The following is a 21,476-nucleotide window of genomic DNA, read 5'->3' on the forward strand; positions in this document are numbered from 1 at the left end:
GGCCTCCCTCGATCGCGAGGCGGTCCGGGTCTGCGAGGCCGGCCGCGGCGAGATGTCGGGCCGCCGCGATCACGTCGTCTACGTCGGCGACGCCCCATTGGCCGCGCAGCCGCTCACGGTAGGCGCGCCCGTAGCCGGTCGATCCGGAGTAGTTGACATCGAGCACTCCGATGCCCCGGCTCGTGAAGAAGGCAATCTTGCGGGACGCGGCGGGTCCCACATGGGCGGTCGGTCCGCCGTGCACCCACACGAGGCAGGGGGCGAGCTCGTCGTCGGGTCCGCGTAGCTCCGGGTGGGTCGGCGGGTAGAAGTAGGCGTGCACGGGACCGCGGGATCCCTCCGCGGTCAGTCGGACGGGCGCGGGCAACCACCGCTCGAGAGCGGACAGGTCGTCGCCCGCCAGCCGCTCCGGCTCCGCGACGCCGTCCGCATCCACGAGCCAGAGCCCGAGCGGGGCGGACGCGGAAGCCGTCGTGATCAGGAAACGCGTGCCGTGCGCGTCCTCGAGAAAGCTCTGGGACGCGCCGTCGATGCCGACGGAGCGGGTCGTGCCGTCGGCGGGGTCGATCACCACGACAGTGTCCTCGCCGTTGGTGCGCACCGCGACGATCCGTCCGTCCTCGAGCGGGGCGAACCACCGCATCCCGAGCGTCCACAGCGCGCCGCCGGTGTCGGCGTCGTCGTGGGTGAGGGTGCTGTGCTCGCCGGTGTCCGGGCGCACGCGCCGCACCTGCCACCGGCCGGACGCGTCGTCGAGGTACAGCAGTTCGTCGGAACCGCTCCACACCGGTTGGAGGGCCGACGCCGCGCCGTCCGTCACGCTCATCGCATCGACGACCACGCCGTCGCGCAGCCGCCCGACGCGCAGGCGGGTGCGGTCCCAGGGCAGGTCGGGGTGATTCCAGCCGACCCAGGCGAGATGGCGACCGTCAGGGGACAGTGCGGGCTGGGCGACGAAGGCATCACCGTCGGCGACGACGCGCGCGCCGGAGCCGTCCAGCGCGATCTCCACGACGGCTCGTTCCCCTCCGGCGGCTGCCGTGCGCTCCCGCACTGCGATCAGACGCCCCGCGGCCCACACGAGGCCGCCGAACGCCGTGTCGTCCTCCCCGGGTGTGAGCGGCATCGGGGCGCCGTCGTCATCGAGCGCGTACACGCGCTGGTCGCTGCCCTCCACGAAGAGCAGCCGACCGTCATCGGTGGCGCACCAAGCGCCGCCGCCGTACTCGTGCACGCGCGAGCGTGCACTCCAGGGCGCGGAGAGGACGTCGACGGTCCGCCCGTCCCCCTGACGGCGGCGAACCGCCATCCGCCCGCCCTCGTCCGGCACCGACTGGGCCCACCAGATCTCGTCGCCGACGAAACGCGCGCCGTCGAAACGGATCGCGGCGCCAGCGACGTCGGCGGCTGAGATGGGGGACGGCCAGGAACCGTAGAGCTGGAGGCGGTCATGTCTCCACGCTACGCGGCGGCCCGCCGACAGCCCAGCGGAAGGAGGGGGAGTCGAAGAGGTCAGACGGCGCGCATCAGCGCGACGACCTTTCCGAGGACGACGGCGTCGTCGCCCAGGATCGGCTCGAAGGCCGTGTTGCGCGGCAGCAGCCACACGTGTCCGTCACGGCGCCGGAACGTCTTCACGGTCGCCTCTCCGTCGAGCATCGCGGCGACGATGTCGCCGTTGTCCGCCGTCGGCTGCGAACGCACCACGACCCAATCGCCGTCGCAGATCGCGGCGTCGATCATCGAGTCTCCCGACACCTTCAGCATGAACAGGTCGCCCTTGCCCACGAGCTGGCGAGGCAGCGGGAAGATCTCTTCGACGTGCTGGTCGGCCGTGATCGGCACGCCCGCCGCGATCCGACCCACGAGAGGGACCAGTGCGGCGTCGCCCACGGCGGGGGCCGCATCGGCCGGGTTCTCCGTGGCGGTGCCCGGCAGGTCGATCAGGACCTCCATGGCGCGCGTCTTGCCGGGGTCGCGCCGCAGGTAGCCGGAGAGCTCCAGCTGGTTGAGCTGGTGAGTGACGCTCGAGAGCGACTTCAGCCCGACCGCGTCTCCGATCTCGCGCATGCTCGGCGGGTAACCGTGGCGTGCGATCGAGTGCTGGATGACCTCGAGGATCGCGAGCTGCTTGTCGCTGAGGCTCTTGCGCCGGCGGGTCTGCGGCTTCTGGTTGGTGGCCATACGGCGCTCCCGTCGGGTCTGCTCCGTTCGAATGTCGGAGGTCGGTGATTCGGTGTCCTCAGCCAAACCGTAGCGGGAATCGGCGGTGATCCAGTCCTTGGACAGGGCGTGTCGTCTTCGAAACTCAGCCGGTTGTGCGATCGCTTGACAGTACCGTAAATCGAAGATAGCTTCGGAAGAGAAGTTCGTACCCGGCCCTCCCGGTCGGAGGGTCGGGTACGAATCTCTTCCCGTCCTGAAGGAGTCGTCATGAGCACGATCGAGTTCGCCGCCCCCGTCGCCACCCGCCTGCGCCTGACCGCGCGCGGTCGTCGGGTGCTCGCCTGGCTCGTCGCTCTGCCCGTCGTCGCGGCGGTGGCCGTCGGTGTGATCAGCGGTGGATCCGCGCTCGCCTCCCGCGAGCCCAACGCAGCCGCCGGCTCGTTCGAGATGGTGACGGTGATGGCCGGGGAGTCGCTGTGGTCGATCGCGGAGGAGGTCGCGCCGCAGGACGACCCGCGTGACGTCGTCGACGCGATCATGCGGCTCAACACCCTGCCGGGTGCGCAGGTGAGCGCTGGTCAGCGTCTGGCGATCCCGGCGGAGTACACCTCGGGCGAGTGAGGCGCTGCGCGGTTCTACGATGGACCGCGTGACCATCAGCCTCGATGATTTGCCGATCCGCGACGACCTGCGCGGGCTCAAGCCCTACGGTGCCCCCCAGGCGCCGCTTCCGGTGGCGTTGAACGTCAACGAGAACACGCATCCCGTCCCGGCTGACGTGGCGGCCGACATCCTCGCGTCGATCGGTGCCGCTCTCGAACAGGTCAACCGCTATCCCGACCGCGAGTTCACGCACTTGCGCGAGGCGTTCGCCCGATATCTGGGCGGCGGGCTGACGGCGGAGCAGATCTGGGCGGCGAACGGATCCAACGAGGTGCTGCAGCACGTCCTGCAGGCGTTCGCGGGTCCGGGGCGCACGGCCTTCGGCTTTGCCCCCACGTACTCGATGTATCCCCTGCTGACCCGGGCGACGGGGGCGAAGCTGGGTCGCCGGGACACGTGCCGACGACTACAGCCTGAGTGCCTCATCCGCCGCGGAGCAGGTGCGTCAGGCGGACCCGGACGTGATCTTCCTCTGCGCGCCGAACAATCCCACCGGCACGCCGATGACGCTCGACGTCATCGAGGCGGTGTACGCCGCCAGCCGCGGCATCGTCATCGTGGACGAGGCGTATCAGGAGTTCGCCCCGCGGGGCACCGTGTCGGCGACCTCTCTCCTGCCCGGGCGCGAGCGGCTCGTCGTTTCCCGCACGATGAGCAAGGCGTTCGCCTTCGCGGGTGCGCGCGTGGGCTACCTCGCCGCCGATCCCGCCGTCGTCGACGCTCTTCGTCTGGTGCGGCTGCCCTACCACCTCAGCGCGCTGACCCAGGCGGCGGCGGAGGCGGCGCTGCGTCACGCCGACACGATGCTCGGCATGGTCGACGAGATCGTCGCCCAGCGCGATCGCATCAGTCGCGAGCTGACCGCGATGGGGTACCGCCCGCACGAATCGTGGACCAACTTCGTGCTGTTCGGCGGCGTCACCGACCCCGCGGCTGTGTGGCAGGCGCTCTTCGAGCGCGGCGTCCTCATCCGCGACGTCGGCATCCCCGGGCACCTGCGTGTCACCGCGGGAACCGAGGCCGAGACGACCGCGTTCCTGGCTGCCATGGCGTCGATAGACTCGCAGGCATGACCGCGCAGCCCGTCCCTCACCGCACTGCCGAGCTCAGCCGGGCCACGAGTGAGTCGCAGATCGAGCTCTCGCTCGACCTCGACGGCACCGGGAAGAGCTCGATCTCGACGAGCGTTCCGTTCTTCGACCACCTGTTGACGGCGTTCGCCAAGCACTCCCTCACCGATCTGACGGTGCGGGCCACGGGTGATACCCACATCGACGCGCACCACACCGTGGAGGATGTCTCGATCGTGCTCGGTCAGGCCATCCGCGCCGCGCTGGGGGACAAGAGCGGTATCGCGCGCTACGGCGACGCGCTCGTGCCCCTGGACGAGGCGCTCGCACAGGCGGTCGTCGACATCAGCGGTCGCCCCTACCTCGTCCACGACGGTGAGCCCGAGGGGTACGCCTTCCACCTGATCGGCGGCCACTTCACCGGTTCCCTCGTGCGACACGCGTTCGAGGCGATCGCCTACAACGCGGCGCTCACGGTGCACGTCCGCGTGCTCGGCGGTCGCGACCCGCACCACATCGCCGAGGCGGAGTTCAAGGCGTTCGCGCGCGCCTTCCGCCAGGCCAAGGCGCTCGACCCGCTCGTCGACGGCATTCCCAGCACGAAGGGCGCCCTGTGACCGACGAGCCGCTCGTCGCGGTCCTCGACTACGGCTCGGGCAACGTCCACTCCGCCGTCAAGGCGCTGGCCGCTGCCGGCGCCGACGCGCGGCTGACTGCCGACCGCGGCCTCATCCAGGATGCAGACGGCCTGCTCGTACCGGGTGTGGGGGCGTTCCGAGCGGTGGCAGAGGCCCTGCGGGCCAGCAAGGGCGACGAGCTGATCGGCCGGCGCTTGGCCGGAGGACGTGCCGTCCTGGGCATCTGCGTCGGCATGCAGGTGCTCTTCGAGCACGGCGTCGAACGCGGGGACGCGACCGACGGGTTGGGGGAGTGGCCCGGAACGGTCACCGAGCTCGACGCCCCCGTGCTGCCGCACATGGGCTGGAACACGGTCTCGCCGGAGGCGGGCTCGCGCCTTTTCGCGGGGCTGGAGGACGAGCGCTTTTACTTCGTCCACTCCTTCGCAGCGCAGCAGTGGACGATGCCGCCGCAGGCGCCGTTCGCCGAACCGGTGCTCACGTGGAGCACGCACGGCTCCCCGTTCCTCGCCGCCGTGGAGAACGGGCCGCTCAGCGCGACGCAGTTCCACCCCGAGAAGTCGGGTGCTGCGGGCATCCGTCTGCTCTCCAATTGGATCAGCACGCTGCGACCCCAGTAGTCTCTTACCTCGTGCCGCACACCGGGGATCCGCCGGGTGCGCGAGCGCACGAGGAGCCATGAACGATTTCGCGTCCACCCCTGAACTCATCCTTCTGCCTGCGGTCGATGTCGCCGACGGGAAGGCCGTCCGCCTCACCCAGGGCGAGGCCGGCAGCGAGACCAGCTACGGCGACCCGGTCGACGCCGCCGTCGAGTGGGCGCGGCAGGGCGCGCAGTGGATCCATCTCGTCGACCTCGACGCGGCGTTCGGCCGCGGCAACAATGCGGCCGTGATGCGTCGCGTCATCAAGCAGGTCAAGGGCGTGCAGGTCGAGCTGTCGGGCGGGATCCGCGACGACGAGAGCCTCAACGCCGCCCTCGAGTCGGGCGCCGCGCGCATCAACCTCGGCACGGCGGCACTGGAGAACCCCGAGTGGGCGGCCGACGTCATCGGCCGCTACGGCGAGGCCGTCGCCGTCGGCCTGGACGTGCGGGGAACGACCCTCGCCGCTCGCGGGTGGACCCGCGAGGGCGGCGACCTCTGGGCCGTGCTCGACCGCCTGGAGGATGCGGGCTGCAGCCGCTACGTCGTGACGGACGTCACCAAGGACGGAACCCTGCGCGGTCCGAACGTGGAACTGCTGCGCGAGGTCACGACGCGCACCCCCAAGCCGGTCGTCGCCTCGGGCGGGATCTCGAGCCTCGACGACATCGCCGCGCTTCGCGAGCTGGTGCCGCTGGGCGTCGAGGGCGCCATCGTGGGCAAGGCCCTCTACGCCGGCGCGTTCACGCTGGCCGAGGCGCTGGATGTCGCAGGGCGCTGACGCGAGCTGCGGACACGACTCCGCGGGCATTCCCTGGGAGGGGCGCCGCTTTCAGCCGAACACCCACGCGGGTGACGACGGCTCCGCGGATGCGAGGCTGCTCGCTGCGCTGACCGCGTTCCGCGCGGGCGAGGGCGACGCCGTCGCCGTCGTCGACGCCTATCGCCACGCGCGCTTGCTGATTCCCCTCATCGCCGAGAAGGGGGAGGAGGGCACAGCCCCGAACGGGCTGCGCGTGGACAAGACGCAGGAGCTGTCGATCGTCACGGTCGCCGGACCCGACGGACGCCGCGTCCTTCCGGTGTTCAGCTCCGTGGAGACCATGGCCCGGTGGGACCGGTCGGCGAGGCCCGTGCCCGCCGACGGCGTCCGCACCGCACTCGCGGCCGCCGACGACGACACCGATCTGATCGTGATCGATCCCGGCTCTCCCACGGAGTTCGTGCTGCGCCGGCCCGCCGTCTGGGCGATCGGTCAGGGGCACGCGTGGGAGCCGAGTCCGGTGTCGCCCGAGGTCTTCGCGGGGCTGCAGGAGAGCATCGGCGGCGAGCTCGCCGTGCTCGACCTCTCGGTCGCCGCGGGCGACCCCGATGCGCGTCTGCGCGGTCCGGAGCTGATCGTCGAGCTGCTCTTGGTCGATGGTCTCGACAAGGAGCAGCTCGACGCGGTCCTGGCCCGCCTCGCCCGCCGCTGGTCGGTCGATGACCGCATCGCGGTGCTCGTCGACTCGTTGACGGTCAAGCTCCGCCGGTCGCGCTGAGCCGACCGCATCCGCTCAGGTGACCGGGCCCGTCCACTTCTCGCCCGGACCCTTGCCGATCGGGTCCGGGATCACCGATGCCTCGCGGAACGCGAGCTGCACCGAGCGCAGTCCGTCGCGCAGTGATCGCGCGTGCATATCGCTGATCTCCGGCGCTCCGGCCGTGATGAGACCCGCGAGGGCGTTGATGAGCTTGCGCGCCTCGTCGAGGTCGGTCTGCGTCTCGGGGTCGTCGGCGAGGCCCACCTTGACGGCCGCGGCGCTGAGCAGGTGCACGGCGGTGGTGGTGATGACCTCCACCGCGGGCACGTCCGCGATGTCGCGGGATGCGGCAGTAGCCGCGGCCTCCTGACGCTCCCAGCGCTCCTGGTTGGCGCGAGCCTGCGCGTCGATGTCGGCGGCCTGGTCGTACGGAGTCGAGTCCACGTTGCTCTTTCTGCTAAAGTGGGCGAGCACCGGAGCATCTGCTCCGATCGAAAGAGGATCACATCCCACCCGCGCTTGCCGCTCCAGGCTACCGGGTCATTGCACTCCGCCTCCTCCTGAGGGGGGCAGTCAGGGTGCGAGAAAGCCGGCGCTTCGCGTCGTGCCGGGTGGCGTGGTCTTCTTCCGCCCGGGAATGTCGTCGACATCCCGGTGGCCCCATCCGCTACGTCAGAGGAGTTCCGCATCAGCGATCCCCGCACCAACGACCGCATCCGCGTTCCCGAGGTCCGCCTCGTCGGACCCGCGGGTGAGCAGGTCGGCGTCGTCCGCATCGAGGTGGCGCTGCGCCTGGCCCAAGAGGCCGACCTCGATCTCGTCGAGGTGGCCCCGAACTCGAAGCCCCCCGTGGTCAAGATCATGGACTACGGCAAGTTCAAGTACGAGGCTGCGCAGAAGGCCAAGGAAGCGCGTCGCAATCAGGCCAACACCGTCCTCAAAGAGGTGCGTTTCCGCCTGAAGATCGAAGCTCACGACTACATCACCAAGCTCAAGCGCGCCGAGGGCTTCCTGCAGGCCGGCGACAAGGTCAAGGCGATGATCCTGTTCCGCGGGCGCGAGCAGTCGCGTCCCGAGCAGGGTGTGCGTCTGCTGCGCAAGTTCGCAGAGGACGTCGCCGAGTTCGGCACCGTGGAGTCCAACCCCACGATCGACGGACGCAACATGGTCATGGTGGTCGCCCCGCACAAGAACAAGTCCGAGGCGAAGGCGGAGCAGAACGCTCAGCGCGCGGCGAACAAGGAAGCCGCCCGTCAGGCACGCACCGGGGATGCCCCGGAGCCTGCCACCGCAGACGCGGCCGAATAAGGCCACACACCTGATCCCGCGCCACGCGGGAGTCACAACGAAGGAAGAGAAGATGCCGAAGCAGAAGACCCACTCGGGTGCCAAGAAGCGCTTCAAGCTGACCGGAAGCGGCAAGCTCATGAAGCAGCAGGCGGGCATGCGTCACAACCTCGAGGGCAAGTCGAGCCGTCGCACCCGTCGTCTGAACCAGGAGCAGGTCCTGGCTCCCGGTGACGCCAAGCAGGCCAAGAAGCTCCTCGGCCTCTGATCGCCGACGCACGTAAGTAAGGGAAAGAAATGGCTAGAGTCAAGCGGGCAGTAAACGCCCACAAGAAGCGTCGCGTCATCCTCGAGCGCGCCTCCGGTTACCGCGGTCAGCGTTCGCGCCTGTACCGCAAGGCCAAGGAGCAGGTCACCCACTCGCTGGTCTACGCGTACCGTGACCGTCGCAAGCGCAAGGGCGACTTCCGCCGCCTCTGGATCCAGCGCATCAACGCCGCTGCCCGCCAGAACGGCATCACCTACAACCGCTTCATCCAGGGCCTCGGCCTCGCGGGTGTGCAGGTCGACCGCCGCATCCTGGCCGAGCTCGCCGTGAACGAGCCCGCCACGTTCGCGTCGCTCGTGGCGACGGCGAAGGCGGCTCTGCCGTCCGACGTCAACGCCGCCAAGGCCTCGGCGTAAGCAGAACACCCCGAAGGGGCGTCCTCCTCACGGAGGGCGCCCCTTCGGCGTACCCGCGTCACCCTAGACTGGGAACGTGCTGGAGAATCCCCGATCCCCACGCGTTCGCGCCGTCGCCAAACTCGCCAAGCGGGCTGCCCGCGACGAGACGGGCCTGTTCCTTCTCGAGGGCCCGCAGGCGGTGCGCGAAGCCCTCGCCTTCCGACCCGAGAGCATCGTGGAGCTGTTCGCGACCCCGACCGCCCTCGAGCGACACCAGGACCTGCGAGATGCCGCGGCGGAGGCAGGTCTCGAGATCGAGTACACGGCCGAGCCGGTGCTCGAGGCGATGGCGGACACCGTCACGCCGCAGGGGATCGTCGCCGTCGCCCGCCAGTTCCCGACGTCGCTGCGCGACGTGCTGGCAGCCGGGCCTCGCCTGCTCGCCATCTGCGAGGAGGTGCGCGATCCCGGCAACCTCGGAACCATCATCCGCGCGGCCGACGCGGCGGGCGCCGACGCGGTCGTGCTGACCGGGCGCACGGTGGATCCCTACAACCCGAAGGTGGTCCGCGCGACCACCGGCTCCCTCTTCCACATCGCGCTCGCCCGTGCCGGCGAGCTGGAGACCGCCGTCAGCGCCATCCGCACCGCGGGGCTCCGCGTCGTCGCGGCGGACGTCAAGGGGGAGGACCTCCTCGACGCGCGCGCGGCGGGCCTGCTCGCCCAGCCGACGGCGTGGCTGTTCGGCAACGAGGCACGGGGCCTGGAGGATTCGGCGCTCGAGCTCGCGGATGCGGCGCTGCGGCTGCCGATCTACGGCAGCGCGGAGTCCCTCAACCTCGCAACCGCCGCGAGCGTGTGCCTCTACGAATCCGCCTTCGCACAGCGCAGCTGACGCCTCGCCCGGACCGGGCGAACGTTAGAAGTCGGTGAGAGATCCGTCAAGAGGTCGGGTTGCGCGCTGGGGCGATTCATAGTCTGTCCAGATGACGCCTTCGGATGCCGCGCCCCCGACTTCGAACATCACCGTGCGTCGCGGCGACCCTTTGGTCGTCCTCAGCGACGTTCAGAAGCACTACGGCGACTTCCAGGCCCTCACCGATATCGACCTGACCGTCAACCGCGGTGAGGTCGTCGTGGTGATCGGGCCGTCCGGTTCCGGTAAGTCGACGCTGTGCCGCACCATCAACCGGCTCGAGACGATCACGAGCGGCACCATCACGATCGACGGCGAGAAGCTGCCGAGCGAGGGCAAGCAGCTCGCCGCCCTCCGCGCAGACGTCGGCATGGTCTTCCAGTCGTTCAACCTCTTCTCGCACCTCACGATCCTCGAGAACGTCACACTCGGCCCGATCAAGGTCAAGGGCATGAAGAAGGCGGATGCCGAGCGCGAGGCGAAGACGCTTCTCGAGCGCGTCGGCGTCGCGCACCAGGCGAACAAGCTCCCCGCCCAGCTCTCCGGCGGACAGCAGCAGCGCGTCGCGATCGCCCGTGCCCTTGCCATGACGCCGAAGGTCATGCTCTTCGACGAGCCCACCAGCGCCCTGGACCCCGAGATGATCAACGAGGTCCTCGATGTCATGACCTCGCTCGCCGAGTCGGGCATGACCATGATCGTCGTGACGCACGAGATGGGTTTCGCGCGCAAGGCCGCCGACCGTGTCGTCTTCATGGCCGACGGGCGCATCGTCGAAGAGGCCGCGCCCGACGCCTTCTTCACCGCGCCCAAGAGCGAGAGGGCGAAGGACTTCCTCTCGAAGCTCATCACCCACTGACCCCCGCACGTTCTTCCCGCACCAATCCCCCCACAGCAAGGAGAGAGAAATGCGCACCACACGACTGACCGCCCTTCTGGGACTCGCGGCCGTCGCCGCCCTCGGCCTCACGGCGTGCAACAGCGGATCGCCGACCCCCGGCGGTGCCGCCGGCGGCTCGGAAGGCACCGACGAGAGCTCGGTCTGGTTCGAGACCGCCAGCGACGTCTCGCTCGAGGGCAGCCCCACCTTCGACCGCATCACCGAGCGCGGCGGCGTGATCGTCGGCGTCAAGGAGGACCAGCCGGGACTCGGCTTCCTCGACGTCACGACCAACGAGCGCACCGGCTTCGACATCGACATCGCCCGGTGGATCGCCGCATCCCTCGGGTACGGCGAGGAAGACATCACCTTCCAGCCCATCGCCTCGGCGAACCGCGAGCAGGCGATCGTGAACGGCGACATCGACTACTACGTCGGCACCTACTCGATCACCGACAAGCGCAAGGAGCAGATCGACTTCGCCGGCCCCTACTTCATCACGGGCCAGGGTCTGCTCGTCGCCAGCGACAGCGACATCGCCAGCGAGGCGGACCTCGGCCCCGACACCAACGTGTGCTCGGCCACCGGGTCCACGCCGATCCAGAACATCAAGGCGAACTTCCCGGGCGTGCCCACGACCGAGTTCGACGTCTACTCGGCCTGCGTCGAGGCGCTGCTGAACGGCCAGGTGGATGCGGTCACCACCGACCAGGCGATCCTCATCGGCTACGCGGCCCTGTACCCGGACGAGCTCAAGGTCGTCGGTGAGCCGTTCAGCGAGGAGCGCTACGGCGTCGGCCTCGAGAAGGGCGACACCGTCCTGCTTGAGCACATCAACGAGATGTTCACCGACGGCGGCGACATCTGGCAGGCCATCTTCGACAAGAACCTCGGCGCGTCGGGGATCACCGTCGAGCAGCCCGCGGTCGACGCAGTCAGCTGACAGACCCTGAGGTGAGGGCGGTCTCCCCGGCGGGGCCGCCCTCGCCGGATCACGGTAAGGACCTCTGAGATGAACGTGATCGTCGACAATCTCGACATCTGGGGTGTCGCACTGCGCAACACGTTGCTGCTCTTCTTCGCGGGTGCGGCCATCGCGCTCGTGCTGGGCACGCTCGTGGGCGCGATGCGCGTCTCCCCGGTGCCGATCGCGCGCGCCGTCGGGACGGTGTACGTGAACATCGTGCGCAACACCCCGCTCACGGTCATCTTCTTCTTCTTCGCCTTCGGATACCCGGCGCTGGATCTGCCGAATCCGGGCTACACGGTGCTCGCGATCTGGGCACTCGGCATCTACACGGCCACGTACGTGGCCGAGGTCCTGCGCTCCGGCATCAACACGGTGCCGGTCGGCCAGGCGGAAGCCGCCCGGGCGCTCGGGCTGACGTTCGGGCAGGTGATGACGCTCGTGATCATGCCGCAGGCGTTCCGCTCTGTGGTGCCGCCCATGATGAGCGTGCTCATCGCGCTGCTCAAGAACACGACCATCGCCGCAGGCTTCTCGGTCGCGGAACTCGGAGTCATCCGCGCGAACCTCAGCGAGCGGGGCGAGAACGCGCTCGTGGTGCTGTTGTGGGTCGCAGCGATCTTCGTGGTGATGGTGCTGGCGCTCTCACTCGTCCAGCGACGACTCGAGAACCGATGGAGGGTGGCGCGATGAGTTCCGTTCTGTACGATCTGCCCGGTCGTCGTGCGATCATCCGCAACCGGATCATCGGCGTCATCACCGTGCTCGTCATCCTCGGCCTCGGCGGTTTCGTCGTCTATCGATTCATCGAGACCGGTCAGTTCTCCGCCGAGAAGTGGTACATCTTCACCTTCACGACCGTGTGGGAGCAGATCCTCGCGGCCACCGGGCGCACGCTCGCCGCGTTCGCCGCCGCCGCCGTGGCTTCCGTCGTCCTCGGATTCGTCCTGTCGCTGGGGCGCATGTCCGATCACGCCTGGGTGCGCTGGCCGGCCACGGCCATCATCGAGCTGTTCCGCGCGGTGCCCGTGCTGATCCTCATGATGCTGCTGTACTACGGGCTTCCCGTCGTGGGCGTGCGCCTCGAGGCATACTGGGCCGTCGTGATCGCACTCGCCGTGTACAACGGCTCCGTGCTCGCCGAGGTCATCCGCGCCGGCGTCGAATCGCTGCCGCGCGGACAGAGCGAGGCGGGATACGCGCTGGGGCTGCGCAAGGCCGGCGTGATGCGCCTCATCCTGCTCCCGCAGGCCGTCCGGGCGATGCTCCCGGTGATCGTCGCGCAGCTCGTCGTCACGCTGAAGGACACGGCGCTCGGCTACATCATCACGTACAACGAGCTGCTCTACTACGCCCGGCTGATCGGCACGCAGGCGCAGTACGACCGACCGATCCTGCAAGCGGGAATGGTGGCGGCGGCGATCTACATCGCCCTGTGTCTCGTGCTCGCGGGCATCGCCAAGTGGGTCGAGGTCCGGATGCGTTCCTCGCAGCGTGCGGGGCGGGGGCCGCAGGCAGGGGCGTTGGGTCGGGCGACGACCGACACGGAGGTGATCGCGGCGCAGCGAGGTGCCGGGAAGTACGACTCGAGCGCCCTCTGAGCTCAGCGCACGCCGCGCGCGGTCAACGCCTCGCCGAGTTCGTCGGCGTGTTTGAGGGCGACGACGAGGAACGGCACGACGAAGCAGCGGATGCCGCGACCCGCGCCTCGGGCGCGCTGCGCCTCACGAACCTGATGCGCGAGGCGGATGAGGGTGGGAACGGCGCCGAAGGCCACGACCAGAAGGAGGGCGGCCCGGCTCGGATCCCGGCCGATGAGGCGCAGGGGTGCCAGCGCACGTTCGAAGACCGCCAGCAGTGCTGTCACGGGGGTCGTGAGGGCGAGCAGAGCTGCCAGGACGACGGCGGCGACGATGCGCACCGTGCCGATCGTCGCCGTTTCCACGCCGAGGAAGATCACCTGCCCGACGAAGCTCATCACGACGAGCAGTCGAAGCGCCCAGACCTGGCGCGCCAGCTGTGCCCATCCCGTCCCGGGGACCGCGTAGCAGAGCAGGCCGAGTCCGGCGGAAACCGCGCACGAGAGCCACGTGGCGGGCAGGAGCGAGACCACGAGCACGAGGACGAGCAGCAGGAGCGTCTTGGGACCGGCCGGCATCCGATGCCAGGGTCCGGTGCCCGCTCGGTACAGGCTCAGCATCCGAGGCCGGTCGCGTACGAGCGCACCACGTCCCGCGCCGGTCCGACGGCGACCACCCGGCCCTGGGACACGTGCACGGCCACCTCGCAGCGCTCGGCGAGGGCGAGGTCGTGGGTCACGAGCAGCAGACGATGCCCGGTGTCCGCGAGGAGATGGTCGGCGACGATCCGGGCGTTGCGGCCGTCGAGATAGGCGGTGGGCTCGTCGGCGACGACGAGTTCCGGTTCCCGGACGAATGCGCCGCACAGTGCCAGGAGCTGCTTCTGCCCTCCCGAGAGATCGTGCGCCGATCGGTCGCCGAGGTCGGAGAGCCCGAATCGGGCCAGCGCGCCCTCCACCCGGTGCGCCCGCTCGGCACGGCCGGTCCTCTCGCCGCGCAGCGAGAAGGCGACGTCTTCGGCGACGGTCGGCATGACGATCTGCGCGTCGGGATTGCTGAAGACGATCGCCACGCGGCGACGGAGCTCGGCCGCGTGGCGAACAGGGTCGAGCCCCAGCACGGCAGCGGTTCCGGTGGTCGGCGGGACCAGTCCGCCGACCACACGTGCGAGCGTCGACTTGCCGGATCCGTTGTCGCCGACGACGGCGACCGTGCGGGCATCGAGGTCGAGATCGAGGTCGCGGAGGACATCGACGTCGCCGAGTCGTACTCCGAGCCGCTCCAGGCGGATGGCGTTCACCTCACCACCTCGACGACCATCGCGATGCCCATGCCCCCACCCACGGATGCGGCGGCGACACCGATGCTCCCGGCCGGGTGCCCGGCGCGCACCAGCCGCGAGAACAGCCGCACGAGCGCGACGGCGCCGCTTGCGCCCCAGGGATGCCCGAGCGCCAGCGCCCCGCCGTCGGCGCACACTCTGGCGTCGTCGTCGGCGAGTCCCAGCCGGCCCAGAACCGCGAGCGACTGCGCCGCGAACGCCTCGACGATCTCGAACGCCGCGACTTCCGCGAGCGCTGTACCGGATGCGGCCAGCGCCGCCTCGATGGCCGGTGATGCGCCGAGGCCGGGGTAGGCCGGGTCGACGCCGACGACGGCGTGCGCGCGGACGAGCAGCCCTGGCAGGCGTGCATGTCGAGACGCGCTGACGAGGGCGACCGCGGCGGCCCCGTCGCCGATGCGCGTGGCCGTGCCCGCCGTCACGGTCCCGTTCTCACGCAGGGGCTTCAGGCGGGGGAGCAGTGTCAGCGCAGCCCCGACGGCGTCATCGGTGCTCACGCCGTCGATCGGGACGATCTCCGCCGTGAATCGTCCCGATTCCCGCGCGTCGGTCGCGCGTCGGTGGCTGCGGGCGGCCGCCGCATCCTGACGCTCACGGTCGATGCCGTCGAGACGGGCGAGGGCGTCGGCGGCGTCGATCATGTCGGGGTCGGGCCACCCGGTCGGCGCGAACGGTGCGCGCTCGAAGGGGATCCCGTCGATGCGTCGTTCGGGGGCCGTTGACGCGCTCTCGACCCCGCCCGCCAGCCGAGGGCGCTCGTCGCCGGCGGCGATCGCCTGCGCGGCCTCGATGACCGCGGCCAGTCCGCTGCCGCACTGCCGGTCCACCGTCGCGCCGGGCGTCTGCGCACCCAAGCCGGCGGCCAATGCGGCGAGGCGGGCGGTGTTGCCGCCCGGACCGCGACAGTTGCCGAGGACGACATCTGCGACCTCGAACGGTGCGCCGATCGCGCGCGCGGCGTCGTCGGCGGCGGCGCGCAGCACGGGTGCGGCCAGGCGGTCGGCGCTCACCCCCGCCAACGCACGGCCCCGTGTCGTCAGCGCGGAGCGGCGCGCCGACACGATCAGCACGTCAGACACGGGGCACCTCTCCTGACGCCAGTCGTCGCTCCACCTCGGCGCGAGCGATCTTGCCGGACGAGGTGCGGGCAATCGTACCGGCGAACCACAGACGCGGCCGGTGGGCCGGCGTGAACAGGCGGCGTGCCGCCGCGCGGAGCGTCACCGCGTCAACGGCGCCGGGACGGACGGGTTCGATGAGGGCGGCCACGAGTCGGCCGACACCGGGCGCGGGCATGCCGACGACGACGGCGTCCGCGACGCCGTCCAGGGTGCGTAGGACTCGTTCGATCTCCGACGGGATGACAGTCGCTCCTGCGGTCTGGATGGCGTCGTCCTCCCGCCCCGCCACGTACAGTCGGTCGCCCTCCATCCTCCCGCGGTCGCCGACGCTGGCCCACGCGCCATCGCGCCGCAGGGGACCGGGCCCGCCCAGGTACCCGATCGCGGTGTACGCGGAGCGGGCCCAGATGACGCCGTCGTGCACCGCGATCTCGACGCCGGGAAACGGACGCAGGCCGTGCCCGTCGTCGTCGAAGGCCACGAACGACAGCTCGGCCGCCCCGTAGTACTCCACGACGCGGATGCCGCGGGACTCTGCTTCGGTGCGGACGTCGGCGGGCAGCGTCATCCCTCCCACGAGCGCAGCGCGCAGCATCGGTGCGCCGCCCGAGGCGAGCACCGCGGCGAAGTGGGTCGGGGTGCCGTGGAACAGGGTCGCCCGGGAGCTGCGGGCGGAGAGTTCGGGTGCGGGGCCGCCGGCCAGCGCGTGGGCCAGGGAGAAGAGCGTCAGGGACGAGCTCGGCGGCGCGGGCAGCAGCACGACGTCTCCGGGAAGTGAGCCCAGGAGCCGATCCACGACCGGGAAGGAGTCCGCCCAGGATGTGTGCGTGCGCACCACGACACGGGGAGCGGCCGAGCTGCCGGAGGTGAGAGCCGCCCACTGGGTGCCGGCGGGCGCGGGCGTGCGGGCGAGGAGCGAAAGGATGCCGGCGCGCACCTCCGGCGGCCAGCGGTCATCGAGCACCAGCAGAACGCGCCCCGACGGTCTCAGCTGGTCGATGCGCGCGAGCGCATCGCGCGCCTCGACCGGAACGACGAAGGTGCTCACGCGGCGGCGGTCGGGCGAGCGCGCCACTGGCGCCGGAAGGCCCGTGGATACCCGCGCACGAGGGTGCCGACGATCAGGGTCGTCGCGACGACCTTGAGGAGATCGCCCGGCAGGAACGCGAGGCTCGACAGTGCCGCCTCGCCGAGCCCGATGCGCAGCACGAGGGCTTGCACCGGGATGCCGACGGCGTAGACGACGAGCACGCCGCCCACCAAGGTGCCGAGGAACGTGCGCCACCAGACCGGCCGGCGTCCGGCGGCGTGCACGATCAGACCGATCACCACGACCCCGACCAGCCACCCGAGCAGATAGCCGCCCGTGGGCCCGAAGAAGACCCCGATCCCCCCACGCCCGCCCGCGAGGAGCGGGAGGCCGGCGGCGACCAGTGCCAGCACCGCGGTGACCGAGAGCGCCCCGACGGTGGGGCCGAGGATCGCGCCGGCGAGCATGACCCCGAGCGTCTGGGCGGTGATGGGCACTGCGCCGAACACGGTGAACGCGCCGGGTACGCCGAGCGCGGCGATGACGGCGGCGAAGACGCCGGCTCTGGCGATGTCGGTGGCGTCGAGCCGGCGGCGTACCGAGGGGACGAGCGCGGTCATGGATCCTCCTGAACGGCGTTCATGTGAACACTGTTCAGGTACAGTACCCGCATGGTGGCCGACGGCTCAAACTCCTCCCGCGCGCCTCGTCGCTCGAAGACGGATGTCGTGGATGCGGCCCTCGCGTTGCTCGATCGCGTGGGGCTGCCGGATCTGTCGATGCGCCGGCTCGCGGACGAGCTCGGCGTGCAGCCCAGCGCGCTGTACTGGCACGTCGAGAGCAAGCAGGAACTGCTCGCCGCCCTCAGCGCCCGCATCCTCGCCCCCATAGCCGCTGATGCCGCGCTCACCGCGGCAGGGGGTCTGGGTGAGGCGGCCCGGATGCTGGGGGAGCGCCTCCACGACCGGCTGCTCGCGCACCGCGACGGCGCCGAGGTCGTGTCCAGCTCTCTTGCGCTCGGTCTCGTGGACTCGCCCCTGCACCTCGTGCTCGCCGAGCGCTACCCGGATGCCGGGCACGCGCCGCAGATCGTGGCCGATGCGGTCACGCACTTCGTCGTCGGGTACACCTTCCACGAGCAGCAGCGCACCGCCGCAGACGCCTTCGGAGTCGCCGCGCGCGCCGCCGCGCTCACACCGGACGACGTGACGAGCCGGCGCCCGGACCCCTTCGCCGCGGCGCTCGCGCTCATCACCACCGGGGCGGATCTTGCCGCCGCTTCGGAGCCGCCAGCGCGCCGGTAGACTCGATCACCGTGTCCGACGCACCCCAGAACGAGATCACGCCCGATGCGGTGAGCGCCGCGGTCGACGAGGCCCTGGCCGCCATCGCGGCAGCTGCCGACTCCGCCGCACTGAAGACCGCGCGCAGCGCCCACGCCGGAGAGGGCTCGCCCCTCGCGCGACTCAACGCCCGCCTGCGCGACGTCCCGAACGAGCGCAAGGCCGAGTTCGGCAAGCTCGTCGGTCAGGCCCGAGGCCGCGTGAACCAGGCGCTCGCCGCCCGCGAGGCGGAGATCGAGACGGCCGAGACGGCGGCGCGCCTGGAAGCCGAGCGCGTCGACATCACGGCGATCCCGGTCCGCACGCGCGTCGGCGCGCGGCATCCGCTGACCCTCCTGCAGGAGCAGATCGGCGACATCTTCGTCGGAATGGGCTGGGAGATCGCGGAAGGGCCGGAACTCGAGCACGAGTGGTTCAACTTCGACGCGCTCAACTTCGACGTCGATCACCCGGCGCGCCAGATGCAGGACACCTTCTTCGTCGACCCCGTCGATCGCCACCTCGTCATGCGTACCCACACGAGCCCCGTGCAGGTGCGGTCGATGCTCGAGCGCGAGCTTCCGATCTACGTCGTCTGCCCCGGCCGGGTGTACCGCACCGACGAGTTCGACGCCACACACCTCCCGGTCTTCAGCCAGTTCGAAGGACTCGTCATCGACAAGGGCATCACCATGGCGCACCTGAAGGGCACTCTCGACCACGTCGCGCGCCAGCTGTTCGGACCGGAGGCGAAGACGCGCTTCCGCGCCAACTACTTCCCGTTCACCGAGCCCAGCGCCGAGCTCGATCTCTGGCACCCCACCTTCAAGGGCGGTGCCCGATGGATCGAGTGGGGCGGTTGCGGCATGGTCAACCCCAACGTCCTGCGCGCCGCGGGCATCGACCCGCAGGAGTACTCCGGGTTCGCCTTCGGCATGGGTATCGAACGCACCCTGATGTTCCGCAGCGACGTGCAGGACATGCGGGACATGGCCGAGGGCGATGTGCGATTCAGCGAGCAGTTCGGGATGGTGGTGTGATGCGCGTTCCGCTGTCGTGGTTGCGTGAGTTCGTCGAGGTTCCGGCCCAGGCATCTCCCGAAGACGTCCTGGCCGCCTTCGTGCGGGTCGGTTTCGAAGAGGAGGACATCCACCGCTTCGAGCTGCAGGGACCGATCGTCGTGGGCGAGGTGCTCTCCTTCGAGGAGGAGCCGCAGTCCAACGGCAAGACGATCCGCTGGTGCCAAGTGCGGGTCGCGCCCGAGGGCGAGACGGCGGCCGACGGCGGGGCCGACATCCATGGCATCGTCTGCGGGGCGCACAACTTCTTCCCGGGCGACAAGGTCGTCGTGACCCTGCCCGGCGCGGTTCTTCCCGGGCCCTTCCCGATCGCGGCGCGCAAGACCTACGGTCACGTGTCCGACGGCATGATCGCCTCCGCGAAGGAACTGGGGCTCGGCAGCGAGCACTCGGGCATCCTCCGCCTCGTCGAACTCGGCATCGACGCGCCCGTCGGAACCGATGCGATCTCGTTGCTGGGTCTGGACGACATCGCCGTCGACATCAACGTGACCCCGGATCGCGGCTATGCGCTCTCGATCCGCGGCGCGGCGCGCGAGTACTCGCACGCCACCGGTGCCGCGTTCCGCGATCCCGCCGATCGGCCGATCGACGAGCCGGGAACGGGCTTCCCGCTCGCCGTGAACGACGAGAACCCGATCCGCGGGCGTGCCGGCGTCACGGAGTTCGTCGCCCGCGTCGTGCGCGGCGTCGACGCCTCCCGCCCCACCCCGCCCTGGATGATCACGCGGCTGACGCTCGCCGGCATCCGCTCGCTCGGCATCCTGATCGACATCACGAACTACGTCATGCTCGAGCTCGGCAACCCGATCCACGGCTACGACCTCGACAAACTGACCGGCGGGATCACCGTGCGCCGGGCCCGGGCGGGGGAGAAGCTGGAGACCCTCGACGGGACGGTCCGCACGCTCGACGCCGAGGACCTGCTGATCACCGACGACTCGGGTCCCATCGGCCTCGCCGGCGTCATGGGCGGCGCCGCCACCGAGATGAGCGATGCCACCACGAACGTCCTGATCGAGGCGGCGATCTTCGACCAGGTCTCGATCGCCCGTACCGCCCGGCGCCACAAGCTGCCGTCGGAGGCGTCACGCCGTTTCGAGCGCGGCGTCGACCCCGCGGTGCCCTACGCTGCCGCGCAGCGTGTGGTCGAGCTCATGGTGCAGTACGCCGGCGGCACCGCCGACGCGACCGGTGCCGCGCTCGGGGCGGAGCTGGAGCGAGAGGCGATCGCGCTCGAGTACGACTTCGTGTCGGGTCTGATCGGCGTCGACTACACGCGCGCGCAGATCGTCGCCGCCCTCGAACTGATCGGTGCCACTGTGCACGACACCGGCTCGGCATGGTTCGTCGATGCGCCCACGTGGCGTCCCGACCTGACGGACGCGTGGACGCTCGCGGAGGAGGTCGCCCGCATCGAGGGCTACGACCGCATCCCCTCAGCACTGCCGGTCGCCCCCTCGGGGCGCGGGTGGACCGCGGCCCAGCAGGGTCGGCGCCGCGTCTCCAACGCGCTCGCCGCGGCCGGGTACGTGGAGACGCCCTCCTTCCCGTTCGTCGCCCGCGAGCAGAACGACCTCCACGGCAGCGCCGACGGGTCGTCGCTGCCGAGCATCAAGCTCGCCAACGCGCTCGACTCCCAGGCGGCGTATCTGCGCCGCTCACTGGTGCCGGGCCTGCTCCAGGTCGCGCACCGCAACGTCTCCCGCGGACTCGTGGATCTGAGCCTGTTCGAGGCCGGGTCCGTCTTCCTCCCGGAGCCGGGTGTCGCGTACGGCACCTCGTTCGTCCCACCGCTGGCGGTGCGCCCGGATGCGGCGACGCTCGCCCAGCTGGACGGCTCGATCCCGCCGCAGCGCCGCCACGTGGCCGTCCTCGTGGCGGGCGCCGTCGCTCCCAAGCAGCCGGGGCGTGCCGCGGAGGCCGCGGGCCTGAGCGAGGCGCTCGACGCGGTCCGCGTGATCGCGGCCGCAGCCGGTGTGGAGGTGACGATCTCGCAGGGTCAGCGCGCTGCCTTGCATCCGGGTCGCACCGGCATCGTCTCGGTCGCAGGCACCGCCGTCGGTTACGTGGAGAGCTGCTGCCCGCCGTCTCCGAGGCCGCCGATCTGCCGGGTCGCATCACGGTCGCCGAACTGGACCTCGACCTCCTCGTCGAGATCGCGGGTTCGCGCGTCGTCGCGGCATCGCTGTCGGGGTACCCCGCGGCGACGCAGGACGTCTCACTCGTGGTCCCCGCCGACGTCGCTGCCGCGGATGTGCGCGCCGCGCTCGTGGACGGAGCCGGTGCCCTCCTCGAGTCGGCGAGGCTCGTGGACGACTACCGCGGCCAGGGTGTGGATCAGGGATCGAAGAGCCTGACGTTCGCGCTGCGCTTCCGAGCCGAGGATCGCACGCTGACCTCGGCGGAGGCGACCGACGCGAAGCTCGCGGGCGTGGCGATCGCCGCCGAGCGGTTCGGAGCCGTCCTGCGCGACTGAGCGCAGCGACCGCGCGTCACATGCTGTGGCGCGCAGAGACGGTGCCGCTACCCTGAGCACGTGCACGCGCGGTGATGCGCGCGCCGGGGGAAGGGCGTCTGGG

The 21,476-nt window shown here is 70.6% G+C and carries 23 protein-coding genes and 2 pseudogenes; 17 read left to right on the forward strand and 8 right to left on the reverse strand.

What is annotated here, in order from left to right; genetic code table 11:
* The coding region (locus AC1VNH_RS00005; protein WP_483109358.1) for a TolB family protein at positions 1–1,309 on the reverse strand (1,309 nt) is incomplete at its 3' end.
* A 203-nt stretch (positions 1,310–1,512) separates the two neighbouring features.
* A complete protein-coding gene (gene lexA / locus AC1VNH_RS00010) occupies positions 1,513–2,184 on the reverse strand; it encodes a transcriptional repressor LexA (RefSeq protein WP_344225753.1) in 672 nt (223 codons plus the stop codon).
* Positions 2,185–2,433: 249 nt separating this feature from the next.
* On the opposite strand from lexA, the gene AC1VNH_RS00015 reads away from it, so the two are divergent.
* The 6 genes and pseudogenes from AC1VNH_RS00015 (at position 2,434) to AC1VNH_RS00040 (ending at position 6,722) form a co-directional block, all read left to right on the forward strand.
* A complete protein-coding gene (locus tag AC1VNH_RS00015) occupies positions 2,434–2,787 on the forward strand; it encodes a LysM peptidoglycan-binding domain-containing protein (RefSeq protein ID WP_483109359.1) in 354 nt (117 codons plus the stop codon).
* A 19-nt stretch (positions 2,788–2,806) separates the two neighbouring features.
* A pseudogene (locus tag AC1VNH_RS00020) lies at positions 2,807–3,902 on the forward strand (histidinol-phosphate transaminase).
* A complete protein-coding gene (hisB, locus tag AC1VNH_RS00025) occupies positions 3,899–4,516 on the forward strand; it encodes an imidazoleglycerol-phosphate dehydratase HisB (RefSeq protein WP_243227220.1) in 618 nt (205 codons plus the stop codon). The pseudogene AC1VNH_RS00020 and the gene hisB overlap by 4 nt, the downstream one beginning before the upstream one ends.
* Positions 4,513–5,157 (forward strand): imidazole glycerol phosphate synthase subunit HisH, encoded by a 645-nt coding sequence (gene hisH / locus AC1VNH_RS00030; RefSeq protein WP_483109360.1) that lies wholly within the window; start codon positions 4,513–4,515, stop codon positions 5,155–5,157. Before hisB ends, hisH begins: the two co-directional genes overlap by 4 nt.
* A gap of 58 nt (positions 5,158–5,215) precedes the next feature.
* Entirely contained in the window at positions 5,216–5,962 is a 747-nt protein-coding gene (gene priA, locus AC1VNH_RS00035; RefSeq protein WP_483109361.1) for a bifunctional 1-(5-phosphoribosyl)-5-((5-phosphoribosylamino)methylideneamino)imidazole-4-carboxamide isomerase/phosphoribosylanthranilate isomerase PriA, read from the forward strand.
* Positions 5,946–6,722, forward strand: coding sequence for an SseB family protein (locus AC1VNH_RS00040; protein ID WP_483109362.1), 777 nt, complete (start codon positions 5,946–5,948; stop codon positions 6,720–6,722). The genes priA and AC1VNH_RS00040 overlap by 17 nt, the downstream gene beginning before the upstream one ends.
* Before the next feature lie 15 nt (positions 6,723–6,737).
* On the opposite strand, the gene AC1VNH_RS00045 is transcribed toward AC1VNH_RS00040, so the two are convergent.
* Positions 6,738–7,115 (reverse strand): DUF1844 domain-containing protein, encoded by a 378-nt coding sequence (locus AC1VNH_RS00045; protein WP_309736596.1) that lies wholly within the window; start codon positions 7,113–7,115, stop codon positions 6,738–6,740.
* Between the two features lie 243 nt (positions 7,116–7,358).
* Here AC1VNH_RS00045 and infC point away from each other — a divergent pair, with 243 nt between their 5' ends.
* The 8 genes from infC to AC1VNH_RS00085 all read left to right on the forward strand — a co-directional run bounded on the left by infC (position 7,359) and on the right by AC1VNH_RS00085 (position 13,021).
* Entirely contained in the window at positions 7,359–8,012 is a 654-nt protein-coding gene (gene infC / locus AC1VNH_RS00050) for a translation initiation factor IF-3 (protein WP_243227224.1), read from the forward strand.
* A gap of 52 nt (positions 8,013–8,064) precedes the next feature.
* The gene (gene rpmI, locus AC1VNH_RS00055) at positions 8,065–8,259 is read left to right on the forward strand and encodes a 50S ribosomal protein L35 (protein ID WP_055968051.1); all 195 of its coding nucleotides are present in this window, start codon (positions 8,065–8,067) and stop codon (positions 8,257–8,259) included.
* A gap of 29 nt (positions 8,260–8,288) precedes the next feature.
* Entirely contained in the window at positions 8,289–8,675 is a 387-nt protein-coding gene (gene rplT / locus AC1VNH_RS00060; protein WP_243227226.1) for a 50S ribosomal protein L20, read from the forward strand.
* Positions 8,676–8,751: 76 nt separating this feature from the next.
* On the forward strand, positions 8,752–9,552 hold the full coding sequence (locus tag AC1VNH_RS00065) for a TrmH family RNA methyltransferase (RefSeq protein WP_344225737.1): 801 nt from the start codon (positions 8,752–8,754) through the stop codon (positions 9,550–9,552).
* Between the two features lie 91 nt (positions 9,553–9,643).
* Positions 9,644–10,432, forward strand: a complete 789-nt coding sequence (locus AC1VNH_RS00070; RefSeq protein WP_483109363.1) for an amino acid ABC transporter ATP-binding protein — start codon at positions 9,644–9,646, stop codon at positions 10,430–10,432.
* Between the two features lie 49 nt (positions 10,433–10,481).
* Positions 10,482–11,396 (forward strand): glutamate ABC transporter substrate-binding protein, encoded by a 915-nt coding sequence (locus AC1VNH_RS00075; RefSeq protein WP_483109364.1) that lies wholly within the window; start codon positions 10,482–10,484, stop codon positions 11,394–11,396.
* Positions 11,397–11,465: 69 nt separating this feature from the next.
* Positions 11,466–12,113, forward strand: coding sequence for an amino acid ABC transporter permease (locus AC1VNH_RS00080; RefSeq protein WP_344225733.1), 648 nt, complete (start codon positions 11,466–11,468; stop codon positions 12,111–12,113).
* On the forward strand, positions 12,110–13,021 hold the full coding sequence (locus AC1VNH_RS00085; RefSeq protein WP_243227230.1) for an amino acid ABC transporter permease: 912 nt from the start codon (positions 12,110–12,112) through the stop codon (positions 13,019–13,021). Before AC1VNH_RS00080 ends, AC1VNH_RS00085 begins: the two co-directional genes overlap by 4 nt.
* Before the next feature lie 2 nt (positions 13,022–13,023).
* Here the strand turns inward: AC1VNH_RS00085 and AC1VNH_RS00090 are convergent, their stop codons facing one another.
* The 5 genes from AC1VNH_RS00090 to AC1VNH_RS00110 are packed head-to-tail and all read right to left on the reverse strand — an operon-like array spanning position 13,024 to position 17,113.
* Positions 13,024–13,620 (reverse strand): CbiQ family ECF transporter T component, encoded by a 597-nt coding sequence (locus AC1VNH_RS00090; RefSeq protein WP_483109365.1) that lies wholly within the window; start codon positions 13,618–13,620, stop codon positions 13,024–13,026.
* Positions 13,614–14,300, reverse strand: a complete 687-nt coding sequence (locus tag AC1VNH_RS00095; RefSeq protein WP_483109366.1) for an energy-coupling factor ABC transporter ATP-binding protein — start codon at positions 14,298–14,300, stop codon at positions 13,614–13,616. The genes AC1VNH_RS00090 and AC1VNH_RS00095 overlap by 7 nt, the downstream gene beginning before the upstream one ends.
* Positions 14,297–15,421 carry a thiolase family protein gene (locus AC1VNH_RS00100; RefSeq protein ID WP_483109367.1) on the reverse strand — a complete coding sequence of 375 codons (1,125 nt, stop codon included), beginning with the start codon at positions 15,419–15,421 and terminating at the stop codon, positions 14,297–14,299. The genes AC1VNH_RS00095 and AC1VNH_RS00100 overlap by 4 nt, the downstream gene beginning before the upstream one ends.
* Positions 15,414–16,511 (reverse strand): class I adenylate-forming enzyme family protein, encoded by a 1,098-nt coding sequence (locus tag AC1VNH_RS00105; RefSeq protein ID WP_483109368.1) that lies wholly within the window; start codon positions 16,509–16,511, stop codon positions 15,414–15,416. The genes AC1VNH_RS00100 and AC1VNH_RS00105 overlap by 8 nt, the downstream gene beginning before the upstream one ends.
* Positions 16,508–17,113: a biotin transporter BioY gene (locus AC1VNH_RS00110; protein ID WP_243227235.1), complete on the reverse strand. Its 606-nt coding sequence runs from the start codon at positions 17,111–17,113 to the stop codon at positions 16,508–16,510. Before AC1VNH_RS00110 ends, AC1VNH_RS00105 begins: the two co-directional genes overlap by 4 nt.
* A 51-nt stretch (positions 17,114–17,164) precedes the next feature.
* Here AC1VNH_RS00110 and AC1VNH_RS00115 point away from each other — a divergent pair, with 51 nt between their 5' ends.
* The 3 genes and pseudogenes from AC1VNH_RS00115 (at position 17,165) to pheT (ending at position 21,373) form a co-directional block, all read left to right on the forward strand.
* On the forward strand, positions 17,165–17,797 hold the full coding sequence (locus AC1VNH_RS00115; protein ID WP_483109369.1) for a TetR family transcriptional regulator: 633 nt from the start codon (positions 17,165–17,167) through the stop codon (positions 17,795–17,797).
* Between the two features lie 11 nt (positions 17,798–17,808).
* A complete protein-coding gene (gene pheS, locus AC1VNH_RS00120; protein WP_483109370.1) occupies positions 17,809–18,855 on the forward strand; it encodes a phenylalanine--tRNA ligase subunit alpha in 1,047 nt (348 codons plus the stop codon).
* Positions 18,855–21,373: pseudogene (gene pheT / locus AC1VNH_RS00125) on the forward strand (phenylalanine--tRNA ligase subunit beta). The gene pheS and the pseudogene pheT overlap by 1 nt, the downstream one beginning before the upstream one ends.
* The last annotated feature ends 103 nt before the right edge of the window (positions 21,374–21,476 follow it).

This window comes from Microbacterium sp. KU4F (genome assembly GCF_056868075.1).